This window comes from Natronococcus sp. A-GB1 (assembly GCF_029688845.1).
GTDB lineage: Archaea > Halobacteriota > Halobacteria > Halobacteriales > Natrialbaceae > Natronococcus.
The window spans coordinates 25,058-41,351 of sequence record NZ_JARUKW010000019.1; the positions used below are offsets into that span (position 1 = coordinate 25,058).

General features: G+C 67.2%; 18 protein-coding genes. 6 read left to right on the forward strand and 12 right to left on the reverse strand.

The window, feature by feature from the left end:
- Positions 1 to 91: 91 nt before the first annotated feature.
- Complete coding sequence (locus QA600_RS18785) at positions 92 to 1,465, reverse strand: TIGR00341 family protein (RefSeq protein ID WP_278293457.1); 1,374 nt, start codon at positions 1,463 to 1,465, stop codon at positions 92 to 94.
- A gap of 236 nt (positions 1,466 to 1,701) precedes the next feature.
- Between QA600_RS18785 and QA600_RS18790 the strand changes: the two genes are divergently transcribed.
- The gene (locus QA600_RS18790; RefSeq protein ID WP_278293458.1) at positions 1,702 to 2,466 is read left to right on the forward strand and encodes a PHP-associated domain-containing protein; all 765 of its coding nucleotides are present in this window, start codon (positions 1,702 to 1,704) and stop codon (positions 2,464 to 2,466) included.
- Here QA600_RS18790 and QA600_RS18795 read toward each other — a convergent pair.
- The 9 genes from QA600_RS18795 to QA600_RS18835 form a co-directional block, all read right to left on the reverse strand.
- A complete protein-coding gene (locus tag QA600_RS18795) occupies positions 2,460 to 2,624 on the reverse strand; it encodes a hypothetical protein (RefSeq protein ID WP_005560078.1) in 165 nt (54 codons plus the stop codon). The genes QA600_RS18790 and QA600_RS18795 overlap by 7 nt on opposite strands.
- A 73-nt stretch (positions 2,625 to 2,697) precedes the next feature.
- A complete protein-coding gene (locus QA600_RS18800) occupies positions 2,698 to 3,162 on the reverse strand; it encodes a Mut7-C RNAse domain-containing protein (RefSeq protein ID WP_278293459.1) in 465 nt (154 codons plus the stop codon).
- Positions 3,163 to 4,914, reverse strand: coding sequence for a DNA polymerase/3'-5' exonuclease PolX (polX, locus tag QA600_RS18805; protein WP_278293460.1), 1,752 nt, complete (start codon positions 4,912 to 4,914; stop codon positions 3,163 to 3,165).
- Complete coding sequence (locus QA600_RS18810) at positions 4,911 to 5,351, reverse strand: DUF5788 family protein (RefSeq protein WP_278293461.1); 441 nt, start codon at positions 5,349 to 5,351, stop codon at positions 4,911 to 4,913. The genes polX and QA600_RS18810 overlap by 4 nt, the downstream gene beginning before the upstream one ends.
- Positions 5,352 to 5,395: 44 nt before the next feature.
- Positions 5,396 to 6,796, reverse strand: a complete 1,401-nt coding sequence (locus QA600_RS18815; RefSeq protein ID WP_278293462.1) for a glycosyltransferase family 2 protein — start codon at positions 6,794 to 6,796, stop codon at positions 5,396 to 5,398.
- Entirely contained in the window at positions 6,787 to 7,227 is a 441-nt protein-coding gene (locus tag QA600_RS18820; protein ID WP_278293463.1) for a HEAT repeat domain-containing protein, read from the reverse strand. Before QA600_RS18820 ends, QA600_RS18815 begins: the two co-directional genes overlap by 10 nt.
- Positions 7,215 to 7,868 carry a hypothetical protein gene (locus tag QA600_RS18825; protein ID WP_278293464.1) on the reverse strand — a complete coding sequence of 218 codons (654 nt, stop codon included), beginning with the start codon at positions 7,866 to 7,868 and terminating at the stop codon, positions 7,215 to 7,217. Before QA600_RS18825 ends, QA600_RS18820 begins: the two co-directional genes overlap by 13 nt.
- On the reverse strand, positions 7,865 to 8,239 hold the full coding sequence (locus QA600_RS18830) for a response regulator transcription factor (protein WP_278293465.1): 375 nt from the start codon (positions 8,237 to 8,239) through the stop codon (positions 7,865 to 7,867). The genes QA600_RS18825 and QA600_RS18830 overlap by 4 nt, the downstream gene beginning before the upstream one ends.
- Complete coding sequence (locus QA600_RS18835; RefSeq protein ID WP_278293466.1) at positions 8,236 to 9,207, reverse strand: hypothetical protein; 972 nt, start codon at positions 9,205 to 9,207, stop codon at positions 8,236 to 8,238. The genes QA600_RS18830 and QA600_RS18835 overlap by 4 nt, the downstream gene beginning before the upstream one ends.
- A gap of 266 nt (positions 9,208 to 9,473) precedes the next feature.
- Between QA600_RS18835 and QA600_RS18840 the strand changes: the two genes are divergently transcribed.
- The 4 genes from QA600_RS18840 (at position 9,474) to QA600_RS18855 (ending at position 13,511) form a co-directional block, all read left to right on the forward strand.
- Positions 9,474 to 10,421: a rhomboid family intramembrane serine protease gene (locus QA600_RS18840; protein ID WP_278293467.1), complete on the forward strand. Its 948-nt coding sequence runs from the start codon at positions 9,474 to 9,476 to the stop codon at positions 10,419 to 10,421.
- 57 nt (positions 10,422 to 10,478) lie between these two features.
- Positions 10,479 to 11,270: an endonuclease V gene (locus QA600_RS18845; RefSeq protein WP_278293468.1), complete on the forward strand. Its 792-nt coding sequence runs from the start codon at positions 10,479 to 10,481 to the stop codon at positions 11,268 to 11,270.
- 666 nt (positions 11,271 to 11,936) lie between these two features.
- Positions 11,937 to 12,884 (forward strand): SDR family oxidoreductase, encoded by a 948-nt coding sequence (locus tag QA600_RS18850; RefSeq protein ID WP_278293469.1) that lies wholly within the window; start codon positions 11,937 to 11,939, stop codon positions 12,882 to 12,884.
- 60 nt (positions 12,885 to 12,944) lie between these two features.
- Entirely contained in the window at positions 12,945 to 13,511 is a 567-nt protein-coding gene (locus QA600_RS18855; protein WP_278293470.1) for a hypothetical protein, read from the forward strand.
- Positions 13,512 to 13,522: 11 nt separating this feature from the next.
- On the opposite strand, the gene QA600_RS18860 is transcribed toward QA600_RS18855, so the two are convergent.
- Together QA600_RS18860 and QA600_RS18865 are read right to left on the reverse strand one after the other, a co-directional pair.
- Positions 13,523 to 13,753, reverse strand: a complete 231-nt coding sequence (locus QA600_RS18860; protein ID WP_278293471.1) for a helix-turn-helix domain-containing protein — start codon at positions 13,751 to 13,753, stop codon at positions 13,523 to 13,525.
- A 165-nt stretch (positions 13,754 to 13,918) separates the two neighbouring features.
- Positions 13,919 to 15,718 (reverse strand): SLC13 family permease, encoded by a 1,800-nt coding sequence (locus QA600_RS18865; RefSeq protein ID WP_278293472.1) that lies wholly within the window; start codon positions 15,716 to 15,718, stop codon positions 13,919 to 13,921.
- Between the two features lie 157 nt (positions 15,719 to 15,875).
- On the opposite strand from QA600_RS18865, the gene QA600_RS18870 reads away from it, so the two are divergent.
- Entirely contained in the window at positions 15,876 to 16,262 is a 387-nt protein-coding gene (locus QA600_RS18870; protein WP_278293473.1) for a tautomerase, read from the forward strand.
- Positions 16,263 to 16,294: the final 32 nt, after the last annotated feature.

A 16,294-nucleotide genomic window follows, 5' to 3' on the forward strand; every position in this document is an offset into this window, starting at 1 on the left:
CGAATGGGTACACCATGCCCGTAGGTGTCTCCGACGACCGGTAGCGAGTCAGTTCGCTCGGGGCGAACGACGTGAGCACCGAGGACGTTTTCTACTCCGTTCTGCAAGCTGAGGTGTCGACACGAAGCGAGGCACCCGACGACGCGTTCCCCGGATCGCCGTCGTTGGGGAGTGTCTCACTGTGCGTCGTGACCTGCTGAATGCGGACGTCGATCGGTTCGTCCACGTGCGGCTCGATCGCCGCGACGAGTCGGTCCGACAGTGGCGGATCGAGATCCCGCTCGGGCCCGGTAACCGTGACGACGATCGCATCGATCGACCGTATCGGGTAGTCGTCGTCGAGTTCGACCGTTACCGTCCGGGCGTCAACGGTCTCGTACGCTGGAGCAGCGAGGACGTCCGCGACGCTGGCTTCGGCGTCCGACTCGAGCTCCGCGGCGCGAAATTCGACGACCGTCGCACTCACGAGCGGGACCACCAACAGCAGCATGACGGCCCCGAGGACGGTCACGAACACGATCGTCTGGCGACGGGCAGCCGTAAGCGAGAACAACCCCGTGGGTCGGTAGCCACCGCTCCAGAGGGTAACCAGCGCCGCGAGGTTGATCGACAGGGCGTTGACCAGCGTGAGAATCAACGCGCCGACGGCCGCACCAGGGAGCTGCCAGGCGATGGCGATCCCGACCGCTGCGGCCGGCGGGATCAGCGCCGCGGCGATCATCACGCCGACGATGGCCTCGGAGAGTTCACGCGTGAGACTCAGGATCCCCGCGATGCCGGCACCGAGTGCGACCACGAGCGCGAGCAAGTTTGGCGCGACGCGCTCCTCGAGCTCCGCGATAGCGACGACGTCGACCCCGGCTGGCTCGATCCCGGCGATTCTGACCAGTCCCGCGAGCAGCACCGCACCGAGGATCGCGATCCCGAGCCCGCCGAACTGGTAGGCGAGACCAGTCCGCCGGAGGTCGGCGTCAGCAACGACGAACCCGATGCTTGCGGCCAACGCCGGGCCGATCAGCGGCGCGATCACCATCGAGCCGACGACGACGGCGGGCGAGTCGAGTAACAGCCCGGAGGTCGCCACGATCGCACTGATGAACGTCATTGTGGCGTAGACCAGAAACGACGGCGTCAGTTCCGAGGCACGGGTCTCGAGTTCCTGTCTCGAGATGCGACCACCGGTGGCCGCGCCGTGGCCGGACCGTGTTTTGAGTCGAGCGACGTCCTCGGAGAGTACCGTCCGGGCGTCGATGACGACGATGCTCGCGTCCTCGCTGATTCCGGCGTCAGTCAGTTGATCGAGCACCCGTTCGACGGCGTCGCTCGGGAGGGGAAACCGAACGACCGCGACGTACCCTCGGCCGCTCGTTTCGTCGGTGACGACGTAGTCGAGGTCTTCGTCTTCCAGGATCTCGAGAACCGTGGCCTGGCGGCCGGGCGGGATCATGACCTCTACGTAGCGCACGTCCCGTCGGACGGAAGCCAGTACAATACGGATTTCCGACGGGAGTTGGGAGAGTCATCGATCGATGACTGTCGGTCGACACCAGGTCCGCAAAGATCGTCTCTCGAGGCAAGTCACGGCCGGACAACGAGTCGTTGGCTGTGGCGTGTTCCTCTGCCAACAGTATACGTTCGCTACCGGCGTGCGTGCCGAATCAGAATGCATAACCCGACCCCCGCGAAAGGCCTCGCATACTCGTGAGCGATGGAGAGGAAGTTCGGGTCGACTGCCACGTGAAGGTGCTCAACGACGCCGTCGTCGAGCGCGCGACGCGTGCCGGCCTCGACGCAATCGTCTACGCACCGCACTTTACCCGCCTGCCGGAGATCCGCGAGCGCGCGGCGGCCTACTCGAGCGACGACCTGCTCGTCGTCCCGGCCAGAGAGGTCTTTACGGGCTCCTGGCGGGACCGCAAACACGTCCTCGCGATCGGTCTCGAGGAGCCCGTTCCCGACTTTATTCCCCTCGAGGTAGCCATGGCGGAGTTCGACCGCCAGGGCGCCGCAGTACTGGCTCCCCATCCCGAGTTCGCGACCGTGAGCCTCGGCGAGCCCGAACTGCGAACGTACGCGGAGACGATCGACGCAGTCGAGATCTTCAACCCCAAACACCTCCCGTCACACAACCGCCGCGCTCGAGAGCTGTGTGACATGCTCTCCTATCCGCCGTTTACCTCCTCGTACGCTCATCTGCCGAGTTCGGTCGGCGTCGCCCACACCGCCTTCGAGACGTCGATCGACAGTGAGGCCGACCTGGTCGAGGCCCTCGAGAACCGCGTCGCCCGGCGGGTCGTCTACGACAACGGTCCCAGGCGGCTGCAGACGTCGGCCCGGGAGCTCGCCCACCTCTGTTACGAGAACACCTGGAAGAAGGCCGACCGCCTCTTCCTCTCGGGAATCGAGCCGACCCATCCCGGTCACATCGCCTACGACGGCCGGTTCGACGACGTCGCGCTCTACTGATCAGGTTCTTCCTCGAGGGCCTCCGCGATGCGCTCGAGCTGGAGTCCCACGTAGCAAAGCGCCTGGGTCTGCATAATCGCCGGATCGGTCGTCCACTCGTCGGTGATGTAGGCGGCCTGCTTTCCCGCTCGGTCGAGCTGTGTGGTATCGTCTGGCATCGGTGTCGAGTTCGTCACCGATCCGGGAAGGTTTTCGGATCGAGGCACTCCGCGAGACGCGGTTCCCACAGCCCTACTCCCGGCGCGCGTCGGCCCGAACTCGCTCGAGAGTCCGTTCGACGCGCTCCCAGTGACTCCCCCGCCAGAAGCACTGCCCGCAGTCGCCACAGGTCCAGACCGCCGTCTCGGTGGGATTGGGTGCGTACTCGGGTGTCGATCGCGACGCACCGACCGACTCGAGCGGGCCGTTACAGCGCCCGCAGAATCGCGGCTCGTCCTCGAGCGAGAGGTCGAATCCTGCTGCCGAGAGCTCTGCGAGTTGCGCCTCGACGTCGCGCGACTCGAGCAGGACCGTCTCCTCGGCGCGACCCGCCAGCTGGACGTCCCGCGTGACGAGCGTGCGGTCCTCGTCCGCCGCGACCGCGAGCAACGCGTCGTCGGCCTCGATCCCTCGATCGCCGGCGTAGACGGTGTCGTGGCCGCACATCCGAAGGTAGGCGACGATCCCCCCGCACATGACGTCGAGGAGGATCCGCATTCAGTGCAGGAACTCGCGCAGCCCCTCGAGCTCCCAGGTGTTGATCACGTCCGCGGGCTCGGCCCACCCACGTCGGGCGGTGTGGACACCCCAGCGCATGTACTCGAGCGTCGCGGGCTGGTGGGCGTCGGTGTTGACCGAGATCGGTGCGCCCGCCTCGACGGCCGCCTGGACGGCGCTTCCCCAGAGGTCGAGCCGCCGCGGGTTGGAGTTGACCTCGAGTGCGGTCCCGTGTTCGGCCGCGGCCTCGCCGAGCGCGGTCGCGTCGAACTCGAGCCCCGAGCGCTCGTTCAACAGTCGACCGCTGGGGTGGCCGAGCACGTCGACGGCGGGGTTCTCGATCGCCGTGACGAGTCGGTTCGTGGCCGTCCCGGCGTCCTGTCCAAGCCCGCTGTGAGGCGAGGCGACGATTACGTCGAGGGACTCGATGACCTCCTCGCCGAGCCCGATTTCGCCGTCGGCGTCGACGTTGGCCTCGATACCGGCAAGGACCTCGACGTCGGCCGCAGCCGCGACCTCGCGGATCGCCTCGACCTGCTCGAGGATCTCCGTGTCGGTCAGCCCCATGTCGGCGACGACGCCCGGGCCCTCGGCGTGGTCGGCGATCCCGAGGAAGTCGTAGCCGCGATCCGCGGCGGCCTCGACCATCGCGTCGATCGGGGTGTTGCCGTCGGACCACTCGGTGTGGCAGTGCAGATCGCCCCGAATGTCGTCGCGGGTGAGCAGGTCCGGCAGGTCGCCGTTGGCCGCGGCGTCGATCTCGCCCCGATCCTCGCGCAGCTCGGGCGGGATCCACTCGAGGCCGAGCGCCTCGTACATTCCTTCTTCCGTCTCGCCGGCGACGCGGTCGCCGACGCGCTGCCCCGACTCGGGTTCGTCGATAGCGGAGACGTCGAAGGCGCCGTACTCGTTTAATTTCACGTCGCGGTCGATCGCGTAGTTACGAAGCGTGATGTTGTGGTCCTTGCTCCCCGTGAAGTACTGCAGCGCGGAGCCGAACTCCGCGGGGACTACGGTTCGGAGGTCGACGCGGATCTCGCCGACGCGGACGCTGGCCTTCGCGGGACCGGACTCGATCTCGCTGTCGACGGAGTCCCAGTCGACGAACGCCTCGATGACGTCCTCGGCGTCCTCGGTCCCGACGAGGACGTCGACATCGCCGATCGTCTCGCGCCAGCGCCGGATCGAGCCGGCGACCTCACAGCGCTCGACCGTCCCGACGGACTCGAGGAAGGCCAACACGTCGTCGGCCAGCGGTCGGGCCTCCCCGAGCAGCTGGCGCTGGCCGATCGTGCGGGCGAACTCGAGGTTCTCGCGGATGTTCTCCTCCGTCTTCGGACCGAACCCCTTGACGTTCTGAATCTCGCCGGCCTCGGCGGCCTCCTCGAGGTCATCGAGGGTCTGGATCCCCAGCTCGCGGTAGAGCTTGCCCGCCGTCTTGGGGCCGACGCCCTCGATGCGGGTGAGGTCGGCGATGTCGATCGGAAGCTCCGCACGAAGCTCCTCGAGCTCCTCGATCTCGCCGGTCTCGACGTACTCGACGATCTTCGAGGCGATGGCGTCGCCGACGTGGTCGATCGTCTCGATCGCTTCCCGATCGTCGGCGGCGACGTAGTCGGCGATCGGCGTCGGGTGGGCGCGGACGCTCTCGGCGGCCCGCCTGTAGGCGCGGGGTTTGTACTCGACGTCGTCGGCCTCGAGCAGATCGGCGAACTCCTCGAAGCGACCTGCGAGTTCGGCGTTGGTCGTCATCGCCCACGCCCCTGGCTGTTGGCGTCCTCGTGGCCCAGCGCCTTCTTCAGGAACGACATCCAGCGCTTCTTGTCGGCGGCCTGCTGGGCCTTCTGTTCCTGCTCGAGGTTCGTCGGACCGAGGTTCTCGAGGGCGTTCAGCGCTCGATCGATCCCGATGACACCCCGAGCGAGCTCTTCGCCCTCCTCGCGGGAGAGCGCACCCTCCTCGATGGCCTCAAGGCGTTCGAGGCGCTCCCGTCGCAGGTTCCGTTTGGCCTGCTCGACGCGGTCGCGCTCGCCGGGGGGCACCGTGTCGCGGCGCTTGATCTCGAAGACGAACGTTCGGAGGTCGATCTCCTCGCCCTGGACGGTGATCGTCTCCGGGATGTCCGCGCCGACGGTAGCGCCCTCGCGCTCGACGCGCTCGAGCAGCTGCTTGCGCTCGTACTCTTGCACGCCTCGTCGTTGGGGGCTGAACGGCAAAAATGTACGTTCCGTGGTCAGGAGTCAAACCCGACCCGGACCATCTCGCCCCAGCCGTGTTCGCCACGGAGGTACCGTACGAGCGCGAGCCAGGAGACGAACGCCTTCCACTGACGGTAGGGGACGTGCTCGAGCAGCCCGTAGCCGAGCAGCGCCGCGACCGTTCGAGGCTCGCGGTATCGGCGGAAGCCGACGACCTCGTTGAGAACGGCCAGCCACGACAGCAGGGTGCCGATCCCGACCGCGACGCCGAGAAAGAGGATGAAAAACGGGACGTTCAGCAGTCCGAGCACGAACAGAAGCGGCACGAGGACGTAGCCGATCCCCTCCACGAGCGGTCCGACCGCCTCGACGAACAGGAAAAACGGCAGCGCGAAGAGCCCGACGACGCCGTAGCGCCTCCTGCCGATCATGTCGCGATGGAGCCACAGCGTCTCGAGCATCCCCTGGAACCAGCGGCTCCGCTGGCGCGCGAGTACCGTCCTGGATTCAGGTACCTCGGTCCAGACGACCGGGCGAGGAACGAACTCGACGCGGTAGTCCGTCCCGGCGAAGTGGCGATGGAGCCTGACGATGAGCTCCATATCCTCGGTGATCGTCGACGTCGAGTAGCCGCCGACCTCCCGAACGGCGTCCGTCCGAAAGAGTCCGAACGCCCCGGAAATGATGAGCAGCCCGCCGACCCCGCTCAGCCCGATCCGACCCGAGAGAAACGCCCGGAGGTACTCGACGGTCTGGAGGTTCGCGAGCGCGTTTCCCGAGAGACCGACGCGGGTGACGACGCCCCGGCTGATCGAACAGCCGTTGGCGACCCGGACGGTGCCGCCGGTCGCGACCGTTCGATCCGGTGCCCGGAGGAACGGCTGGGCGACCTCGAGAAGCGCGCCTCGCTCGATGAGGCTGTCGGCGTCGATCGCACAGAACAGCGGCTGATCGGTGAAGAACACGCCCGCGTTGAGCGCGTCGGCCTTGCCGCCGTTTTCCTTGTCGATGACGACGAGATCCCGTCGAGAGGACTGGTACACCTCCCGGACCTCTTCACAGGGGAGGTCGACGGGGACCGGTTCGCCGACCGGTTCGAGCTCGAAGGTTTCGACGAGTCGCTCGAGCGTGTCGTCTCGCGAGCCGTCGTTGACAATCACGAGTTCGTAGTTGCCGTACTCGAGGTTCAGTAGCGACTGAACGGTGTCGACGATCGTCACTGCCTCGTTGTACGCGGGAACGACGACGGCGATCCCCGGCAGAAACGGCGAGCTGTGGGGATGATAGACCGGATCGAGAAGCCAGTCGCGAAGGGTTCGTTCGAACGAGAGCAGGGAGACGAAATGGATGAGCAGGTACCCGCCGTTGACGAGCGCGAAGTACGCCAGAAAGAACCAGCTCACGATCCAGGCGACCGAGTCGACAGCTACGACCATCCCGTCGCAACCCTCCGTGGAGTGCGGTGTTCCGCGCGGACCCAGGCGACGGTCCGTCTAACCGGGTCCGACGACGGGTCTGGGAGCGCCCGGTCGCTCCGGGACAGTCGCCGCGCAGCGGCCAGCCGACTCCTGTCATCCGGATCGTTACGGACGCCGTACTCGAGCCAGCGGGTCGACGTCTCGTCGTTCCACCGTCCGAGCAGCTCGTAGGCCGCGGTGCGAACGTTGGGGTCGGGGTCCGCAACCGCCCGCTCGACCGGCACGCGTCTCCGAAGGGACTGGGACCAGCTCTGGCGGCTCAGCGCGACCAGGGCGCCGGCGCGGATCCGGGGCGAGTCGTGCTCGAACAGGGTACAGATCCACTCGAGGTGAGCTTCCGTCTCGGTTCCCGGGGCGCGACAGTGAGCCAGGACGGTCAGCGCCTGCACCAGCAGCTCCTCGTTCCACCATGTCCCCTCCGTCGTCGCGAGCGACAACAGCGCCGTCGCGCCGTCGTCGTTGAGGGGTAGAGGGTATCGAGGGCAAACACCGACAGCCGGTCGTCGCCGTCCCAGCAGAGCAACGCCGTGCCGTCGCGAGCCGCGTGGGGCGTGTCACTCGCGTACACGACGCGAGCCGCTCCGGCTCGCGTTTCGGCACGGCCCGTACAGTACTCGCGGAGTCGACGCCGCGAAACCGGCCGCTCGAGCAACGCGAGCCAGACGAGCCCGCGAAGCCTGTTCAGGACGAGCCGGCTCGAGAGCGACGACCGTGCCCGCTCGTCGATCCCGACCGCCTCCGCGAACCGCGTCAGTTCCTCGCGCTCGCGGCCGCGGAGCCGCCGGAGGTACGTCGCGACCGTCCGGCGGGCGACGTGTCGCTCGATCCGGGAGAGCCCGTCGTACCACGTCTCCCACTCGGGGTCCGGTCCGTGCAGCCGGGAGAGAATCGCCGGACGGACGACGCGGCGGGCGGCCTCGCGACGGTGTTCGAATCGGGCGAGCAGGATCGACAGTGCGAGCGTGCCCGTCCCGACTACCGCAGTCGCCGCGACGATGACGACGAACGCGATCCACAGCCGCTCGGTCATCGAAGCGCCCTGCGGAGTCGGGCCACGATCTCAGACAGGCTGAACGGCTTGGTGACGTAGTCGTCCGCGCCGAGTTCGAACCCGCGAACTACGTCGTCCTCGAGCCCCCGCCCCGAGACGACGATCACCGCCGGTTCGGGCTCGAGGTCGCGCTCGTCGAGCCGGCGCAACACGTCGAACCCGTCGTACTCCGGCAGCATGAGATCGAGCAGGATCGCGTCCGGGGTCGGCTCCGCCAGACGGACGTGCTCGAGACACGCCGCGCCGTCGTCGACGGCAGTGACCTCGAAACCGGCCGTTTCGAGGCGGTAGACCAGCAGCTCGTTGACGTGTTCGTCGTCCTCGGCGACCAGGATCCGACCGTCGCTCATTCACGATCACCCGCCGGAAGCGCGCGAGCCAGTTCAGCCGCGAGATCGACGCTTGTCGGTGGTTTCCTGGCGAACGTTCGGTTGCCGACCGTCGGAACCCACTCCTCGCTCGAGCTCGATGGGGGCGTTCCGACGACGACGATCGGACGCTGCGCGCCCCCGCTCGGGGCGCGAACCGTCGCGAGCACGGTCGGATCCACGCGGTCGACCGCCGTCGCCTCGAGGAACAGACAGTCGACGCGATCGAGCGCCAGCGACTCGAGATCGTCGGCCGCCGACGGGGTTACCACCTCGCACCCCAGCTTCGCGAGGCGTTCCGGGAGGTCGGTCTCGCCGCCGACGTATCCTGCTCGCGGATCGATCTCCGCGTCGACCGCCGTCAGCGCGGCCTCGAGTGCCTTGTCGGTCGCGGCCGGAGCGAGAACTCCGGAGATCCCGAGAAACGCCGCCGGCGAGACGTCCGTCTCGAGGGTCGAGAGCAACGACAGCGAGTCGCTGGCCTCCGCCAGCGACGCGAGCGAGTCGAGGACGCCGGCGGTCGGCACACCGCAGTCGATCGCGAGCGAGGTCGGCGCCCGTTCGGCCTCGAGGAGGGTCGTCGGCTCCACGAGACGGACGGCATAGCCGGCTCGCTCGAGCTGCGCCGCGACCTGCTCGCCGAGCGTACCGGCGAGACCGAGTGTGATCTCATCGAGGGCGTCCGGATCGGTCGGACGCGGCTGCGGATCGGCGTTCGGCTCGCTGTCGACCGGGACCACCGTCTCGGGATCCGCCGTCTCGAAGGCGTGTGCCGCAAGCGTCGTCACGTCGCCCGTGCTCGCGACGATCTCCTCGAGGGCGTCGCGCTGTTCCGGCTCGAGTGGCCCGAACGCCTCGTCGAGCAACAGCTCGGCGTTCGCCTGAATTCCGGTGAGCTGTCGGCGAAACTCGTAGGCGAGCGCCGCCTGCTCGTCCTCGCTCGTGTTCATTTGTATGTGATGCCAATTAGTCAACCAGTATAAACACTGTCATGGCCGACGGTAGCGAGCGAGAGGTTCCGTCGTGCAGGCGACGCGTTCGAGCGGTCGAGGCACGGCGCCCTCGAGCCGGCACGCTGTAACGAGTACTTCGTCGCTCCAGGGGACCGAAGATGCGCGTCTCCGGGAGCGATCCGTCGGTCGGATTGTGAAATTCACCCGCAAGCGTCGGATCTGAACCCCAAATCCCTTGACAGTGCCACCCCTACTTCGGCCTAATGGCCACGTGCGACGTGTGTGGGAGGGAGGAAAGCATGCCCTACAACTGCCGGCACTGTGGGGGCACCTACTGCTCGGAACATCGACTGCCGGAGAACCACGACTGTACCAGGCTTAACAACTGGAACGATCCCCAGGGGGTCTTCGACAGCGGGTTCGACGATAGCGTCAACAACGGGGGAACGGCGAAGAGCTCGAGTCTGACCGACAAGCTCCCGATCGACACCGGTCCCGGCGGTCCGCTGGGGTACTTCCGCGGGAACATGACCTACACGGTGCTGGCGCTGATGTGGGTCACGTTCGCGCTTCAGGCAATCGTCGAGCTCACGCTCGGCTCGGGCATCCATCGATCGCTGTTCGTTCTCGCCCCCGAGAGTCCGGAGTACGTCTGGACGTGGTTCACCTCCATCTTCGCCCACGGCGGGTTCCTCCACATCGTCTTCAACAGCATCGTGATCTTCTTCTTCGGCCCGCTGGTCGAGCGCTACGTCGGCTCGCGGGACTTCCTGGGGCTGTTTCTGATAAGCGGCGCCGTCGCCGGACTCAGCCAGATCGGAATCCAGATTCTGCAGGGCGTGCCGCCGGGTTTCGGCGGCGTGGTCGGCGCCAGCGGCGCCGCACTGGCGATCATGGGCGTGCTCACGATCCTGAACCCTAACCTCACCGTCTACCTCTACTTCATCCTGCCAGTCCCGCTCTGGATCCTCGCGGCCGGGACGGCGCTAATCAGCGTCGTCTTCATCGGCACCGGCGGCGGCGGGAACATCGCCCACGCGGCCCACCTCGTCGGGCTCGTGATTGGACTGGCCTACGGCGAGTACATCAAACGCACACAGAACGTGCGAGCGCCCGATCAGTTCCAGCTCGGCGGTGGCGGGCCTGGCGGACCGGGCGGCCCTGGCGGTCCCGGTGGCCCGGGTGGTCCGGGTGGCCGTCGACGTTTCTGAGCGCGCAGCCGAAAGCCCACCCACTGATTTTCCCGCGCCGTCAATCCCGCGGTACCGATGCACGTCTCCCGCCCCGACCTCGTTCCCGACGCCTCGCTCGAGCGCTCGGAGATGGAAGCCCTCCAGCGCGAGATCGCCGACGCCGCCGTCTTCGAGGACGACCTCGCGTTCGATCCCGCCGTCCTCGGCGATCCGCTGGCGGCCTCGTCGAGCGACGGCGACCCGCCGGTCGTCGCAGGCGTCGACCAGTCGTTTCTCACGAACGAGGCGGGTGACCAGGACCGCGCGCTGTCGGCCGTCGTCGCCGTGCAGGGCGGCGAGGTGATCGAACGGGTCCACGCGGTAACCTCCCTCGAGATCCCCTACATCCCCGGCCTGCTCTCGTTTCGAGAGGGGGCGCCGATCCTCGACGCGCTCGAGGAGCTGTCCGTCGAGCCCGACCTCCTGTTGTTCGACGGCAGCGGCCGCATCCATTTCCGGCAGGCCGGAATCGCGACCCACATGGGTGTCGTGCTCGACGCGCCCAGTATCGGGGTTGCCAAGAGCCTCCTCTGTGGCAGCCCGCGCGAGGACCTCGAGGACCTGCCCGAGGGGACGCGGGTCGGGATCGAGGCGAACTCGAGGGTCGACGTCGAGGACGGCACGCTGATCGGCTACGCCGTCCAGACCCGCCAGTACGACTCGCCGGATCGGTACATCAACCCGCTGTGCGTCAGCCCGGGCCACCGCGTCGGTCCCGAGACCGCAGCCGACGTCGCGCTCGCGCTGTCGTCGTCGTACAAGCTTCCAGATCCCGTTCGGCTGGCCGATAGCTACGCCGACGAGGCGAAACGCGGGCTCGAGGAGTAGGCAACGGAAACGAGTGTCGAGACGTGGCCGCGTTCGTCAGCATCTCGGCAAGTGCCGGCCGACATCCGTGTCTGGAAGAGATGGGTTCGACGGGAACAGTTCGGGCGCGACCGTTCCTCGGCCGGAGCGAGGGGCTGACTCGAGTGAATCGAAGGAGTTCGATGCCGGTTCGCTTCGGAACCCGTCTCGACGAACGAGAACAGCGTCGTGCCAACCCGAACACGGGGAACTGCCACACCCTCCCCAGCCGACTTCTGCTCACGGGTGCTGTGCACCCGTTCGCACGGTCCGCGGTACCTTCGGTTCCGCGCTACGCTCCCTCCGGTCGCTCGTCCACTGGCAGAGCGCGCTCTGCCAAGCCTTTGCTCGTATTATCTGCTCACGGGCACGAAGTGCCCGTTCGCACGGTACGCGGGACTATCGGTCCCGCGCTACTCGCAAAGACCTCACACGATGTCGAACCACCCCTCGCTGCGCTCGTCGCGGTTCAGCGCGTGCCACGTTGTTCGGTTCCTCGAGCGCGATTCCGAACCCGAACGGCGGCGCTGCACCCCTCGTCGCGAGTCCTCGAGCCAGTAGCGCCGGTATCCTCTCCGCTCGAGTGGACTTTCAGACTGGCACGATAAACCGTCGATACTTAGGTATCCACTCTCGAAACGGTCACGCATGGCCATCGCTGAGGAAGCCGACGACGGGGCGGGCGACGACGCGACCGCCGCAGACGACACTCGCCGGGAACCGACGGAGGGAACCGAGACGGCCGACGCGACCGAGGACCGCTACACGCGCAAAAAGTGCGTGCTGATCACCGGCTGCTCGTCGGGGATCGGTCACGCGACCGCGCGAGCGTTCCTCGAGAAGGACTGGCAGGTGATCGCGACGGCCCGAAACGTCGACGAAATCGCCGATCTCGAGGAACTGGGCTGTACGACCCTCGAACTCGACGTCACCGACCCGGACCAGGTCGCCGACGTCGTCGAGCGCACCGTCGAGATCGGCGGGGCGATCGACTGTCTGGTGAACAACGCGGGCTACGCCCAGATGGGACCGATCGAGGACGTCTCGACGGTCGACCTCCACCGCCAGTTCGACGTCAACGTCTACGGTCCCCACCGCCTCGCCCGCGCCGCGCTGCCGCACATGCGCGCCCAGGGCGAGGGCCGGATCATCAACGTCTCGAGCGTCGCGGGCCGAGTGTCGTTCCCCGGCTATGGCGCCTACTCGGGGTCGAAACACGCCCTCGAGTCGATGAGCGACGCGCTCCGGGGCGAGGTCGAGGAGTTCGGCATCGACGTCGTGCTGATCGAGCCCGGTCCGGTCGAGACCGAGTTCTCGGATCGGATGAACGAGGAGCTCCCCGAGTCCCGGCGCACGCCGGCCTACGAGTCGCTGTACGAGATCTACGACGAGGCCCAGCTGATCGGTGGCGGCCAGGGCGGTCCCTTCGCTTCCACGCCCGCGGAGGTCGCGACGGCGATCGTCGAGTCGGCGATCCGCTCGGAGCCGCCCGCCCGCTACCCCGTCGGTCCGATCGGGCAGTTTGGCGTCTACGCCCGGTTCCTTCCCGATCGGCTCCAGGACGCCCTCTACGGCGTCGTCCGGAAGCTCGTCTAGCGCAGCGGGACGGTCGTTGCAGAATACTTATATTTCGGCACGGAGACGGATCGCACAACGATGTCGGACGCTCCCGTCGGAGTCATCGAGCTCGCCGACAGGATCTCCGCGCTGCTGTACGGGATCGCCGGCTGGCTGACCGTCGGGTTCGGGCTGTTGCTGACCGGCGCTGCGCTCACGTTCGGTTACAGCGTCGCGGCCGGCACCGCCCGGGTCGACGCCGTGGCCGGTGCCGCCTTTCTCGCACTGTTTCTGTGCCTGGCGGGGCTCGTAACCGTCGCGCTGGGACTGTTCGTCAACCCCCGCTTTCGACGCCGGCTGGATCGGCGCCACGGGCGCTCCACGTTCGGCTGGGTCCGGTCCGTCGATCAGCGGGTCGTCCGGCCCGAGGAGAACTGTCTGGAGTGCTGTGTTGACTGCGGCGATCGGGTCGAGATGGGACTCCTCCGGCGTTACCGTGAGGAGTACGCGCTCGCGGGGCTGCCCGTCTACACGCGCTCTGAGGGGTACAACCACTACTGTCTCGAGTGTGCGACCGCCGAGCTTCGCGGCGGGGACGTCGCAGACTCGGCGTCGGACGTCGGGACCGATCGGTCGGATCGGAGCCTCGAGTGCGTGGAGCGGTAGTCGGTCCGGGGTCAGTCACCGGTCGCTCGAGCCTCGTCTTCCGAGTCGTCGAGAGCGAACGCCCCGCCTGAACACCGACGGACGTATCCCGCTCGCAGGAGGTCGCGACACCGACGGTCGATCGTTACCGGATGCGTGGCGAGGCAGTCGGCCAGTTGGGGAACCGTCATCGGGCCGTCGTCGGCCAGTCGCTCGAGGATCTCGCGCTCGCTCCGATCGGAAGGCGGTTCGTCCGTCGGCATGATAGCTACCTCCACATTGGCGAACTGACGGATGAATGGCGCTCCGGTTCCCAATCGGTGAGAACGGTTTTCACGGGTCCGCTCGAGCCGACGTTCGGTCACCGAATCTGCCTACCCGGCTCGAGCGTCGCCGCCGGCGACCCGCGAATCGGCCGCTGGCGCCGGTCAGTCGTCGAACGCCTCGACGAACTCGGTCGGCAGCGTCGTGATGTCGATCCCCCAGGCCACCGGCAGCCACAGCAGGGCGAAGATCGTGATCAGTGCGATTCCGATAAAGTTCAGCCCGACGCCGACGCGAGCCATCTGCGGGAGGGTGATGTAACCGCTGCCGAAGACGATCGCGTTCGGCGGCGTCGCCACCGGCAGCATGAACGCAAAGGAGGCGGCCGTCGCGCCCGCGATCATCAGCCCGAACGGGTGGACGCCGATTCCGATCGCGACCGACGCCAGCACCGGAAGCAGCATGGCCGTCATCCCCGTGTTCGAGGTGACCTCGGTCATGAAGACGGCCAGCGTGACGACGGCGAGGATGAGGATGACCATCGAGACGCCCTCGAGCAGCTCGAGCTGTTCGCCGAGCCACAGCGCCAGACCGGTCTGGTCGAACGCCGCAGCGATGGCGAGCCCGCCGCCGAACAGCAGGATGACGCCCCACGGAATATCCACCGCGTTGCTCCAGTCGAGCAGGAACGTGTGGCCTCCGTCCTCGGTCTTCGTCGGGAGCGTGAACAACACCAGTGCGCCGCCGATGGCGACGATCGTGTCGGCGTCGTCGGGCACCGGCGCCAGCCCGATCTCGCCGATCAGACTGGCGCTGATCCAGGAGACCGCCATGCCGACGAAGACGACGAGCACCATCTTCTCCTGTCTGGTCATCGCCCCGAGCTTTCGCAGCTCCTCGTCGACCGTCTCCGTCCCGCCGGGAAGCTGATTAAGTTCGGGCGAGAGCGCGACGCGAGTAACCCAGAGGTAGACCGTCGCGAGCCCGATGAGCGCGATTGGGACCCCGTAGAACATCCACTGGGCGAAGGTGATGTTCTCGCCGAACAGCTCGCCTGCCTGTCCCGCAAAGAGGATGTTCGGCGGCGTGCCGATCAGGGTCGCGACGCCGCCCACGGAGGCGCCGTAGGCGATACACAGCATGAGCGCGACGCCGAACGTGAAGTTCCCCTCGGTGGTGTCGATGTCGAGTTCGGTGTCGTCGACGAGGTCGGCCGTCTTGTAGATGACCGCAAGCGCGATCGGCACCATCATCATCACCGTCGCGCTGTTCGAGACCCACATCGAGAGAAACGCCGTCGCCAGCATGAACCCGAGGATCAACCGGGAGGGCGTCGTCCCGACGAGTTTGATCGTTCGCAGCGCGATCCGTCGGTGCAGTCCCCAGCGCTGCATCGCCATCGCGAGGAAGAACCCGCCCATAAAGAGAAAGATCAGCGGGTTGCCGTACGACGGCGTCGTGTCCGCGACCGGGAGCGCTCCGGTCAGCGGAAAGAGCACGATCGGCAGCAACGAGGTGGCGGGGATCGGGATCGCCTCCGTGACCCACCAAGCGGCGACCCAGGCCGTGACGGCCCCCGCCGCCTGTCCCTCGAAGCCCGCGGGATCGCCCGGCGTCGGGCCGAGCAGGATCAGCGCGAACAGCACCGGCCCGAGGACGAAGCCGATCTTCTGTCGGAGTTTGTACTCGCCGCCGACGTCGAACGGCGAGTCGTCGTCACCACCGCTCGAGCCTCCGTTTTCGCCACCATTGCCGTCTTCCGGGTCGTCCGCCGGATCGCGGCCACCGTCGGTAAACGCCCGCTCCGCGATTCGTCGTTTCTCCGGCGGGAGCGCATCCAGGTCCTCGGCGATCGCTCGCCCGTCGAGCGTAACGTACGCCTTCGTCTGCGTGTTGAGAAACCACAGGTACGCCCAGAACCGCTGTATAGCCAGCTGACACCTCTCGAGAGCGTTCGATACCATCTGTTCGGGCGTTGCGAATCAGGGATTAAAAAACGCCGAGATTCGATCGTTGGGATGTTACCACCGAACAACACCCGCCGAGGGCAGACGGACGACCGTTCGCGGGTCGACCGGCGCTCGTCGAAACCTCCATTTCCGAGGGGGCTGAACTTGGGCCGTGCCTCTGTTACAGTTCGACACGACCCGATCGCTGTCGGCCGACGAGCGGACGGCGTTCGCGGAGCGAGTGACGGCGCTCTACACCGAGGAGATGGAGACGACCGCGGGTCACGTCGCGGTGACGATCCGCGAGCACGAGGCCTCGGCGATGCATCTCGGCCGCGAGGTCGAGGGACCGCTGCTCTTTCTCGACGCCGAGATCCGCCGCGGCCGTTCCTTCGAGCGCAAGCGTGCGTTCGCGCTCGAGACGATGGCGTACGCCGGCGACACCCTCGAGATCCCCGACGAGAACATGAAGGTGGTGTTCACCGAACACGAAGGCGAGGCGATGATGGGCGTCGACCGTGTCGGCGGCGAGTGGAGCGGGGACGGCGGGGACGACTGAGCGAGGATAGCTGAGGGGTCAAGGCGCGTCGA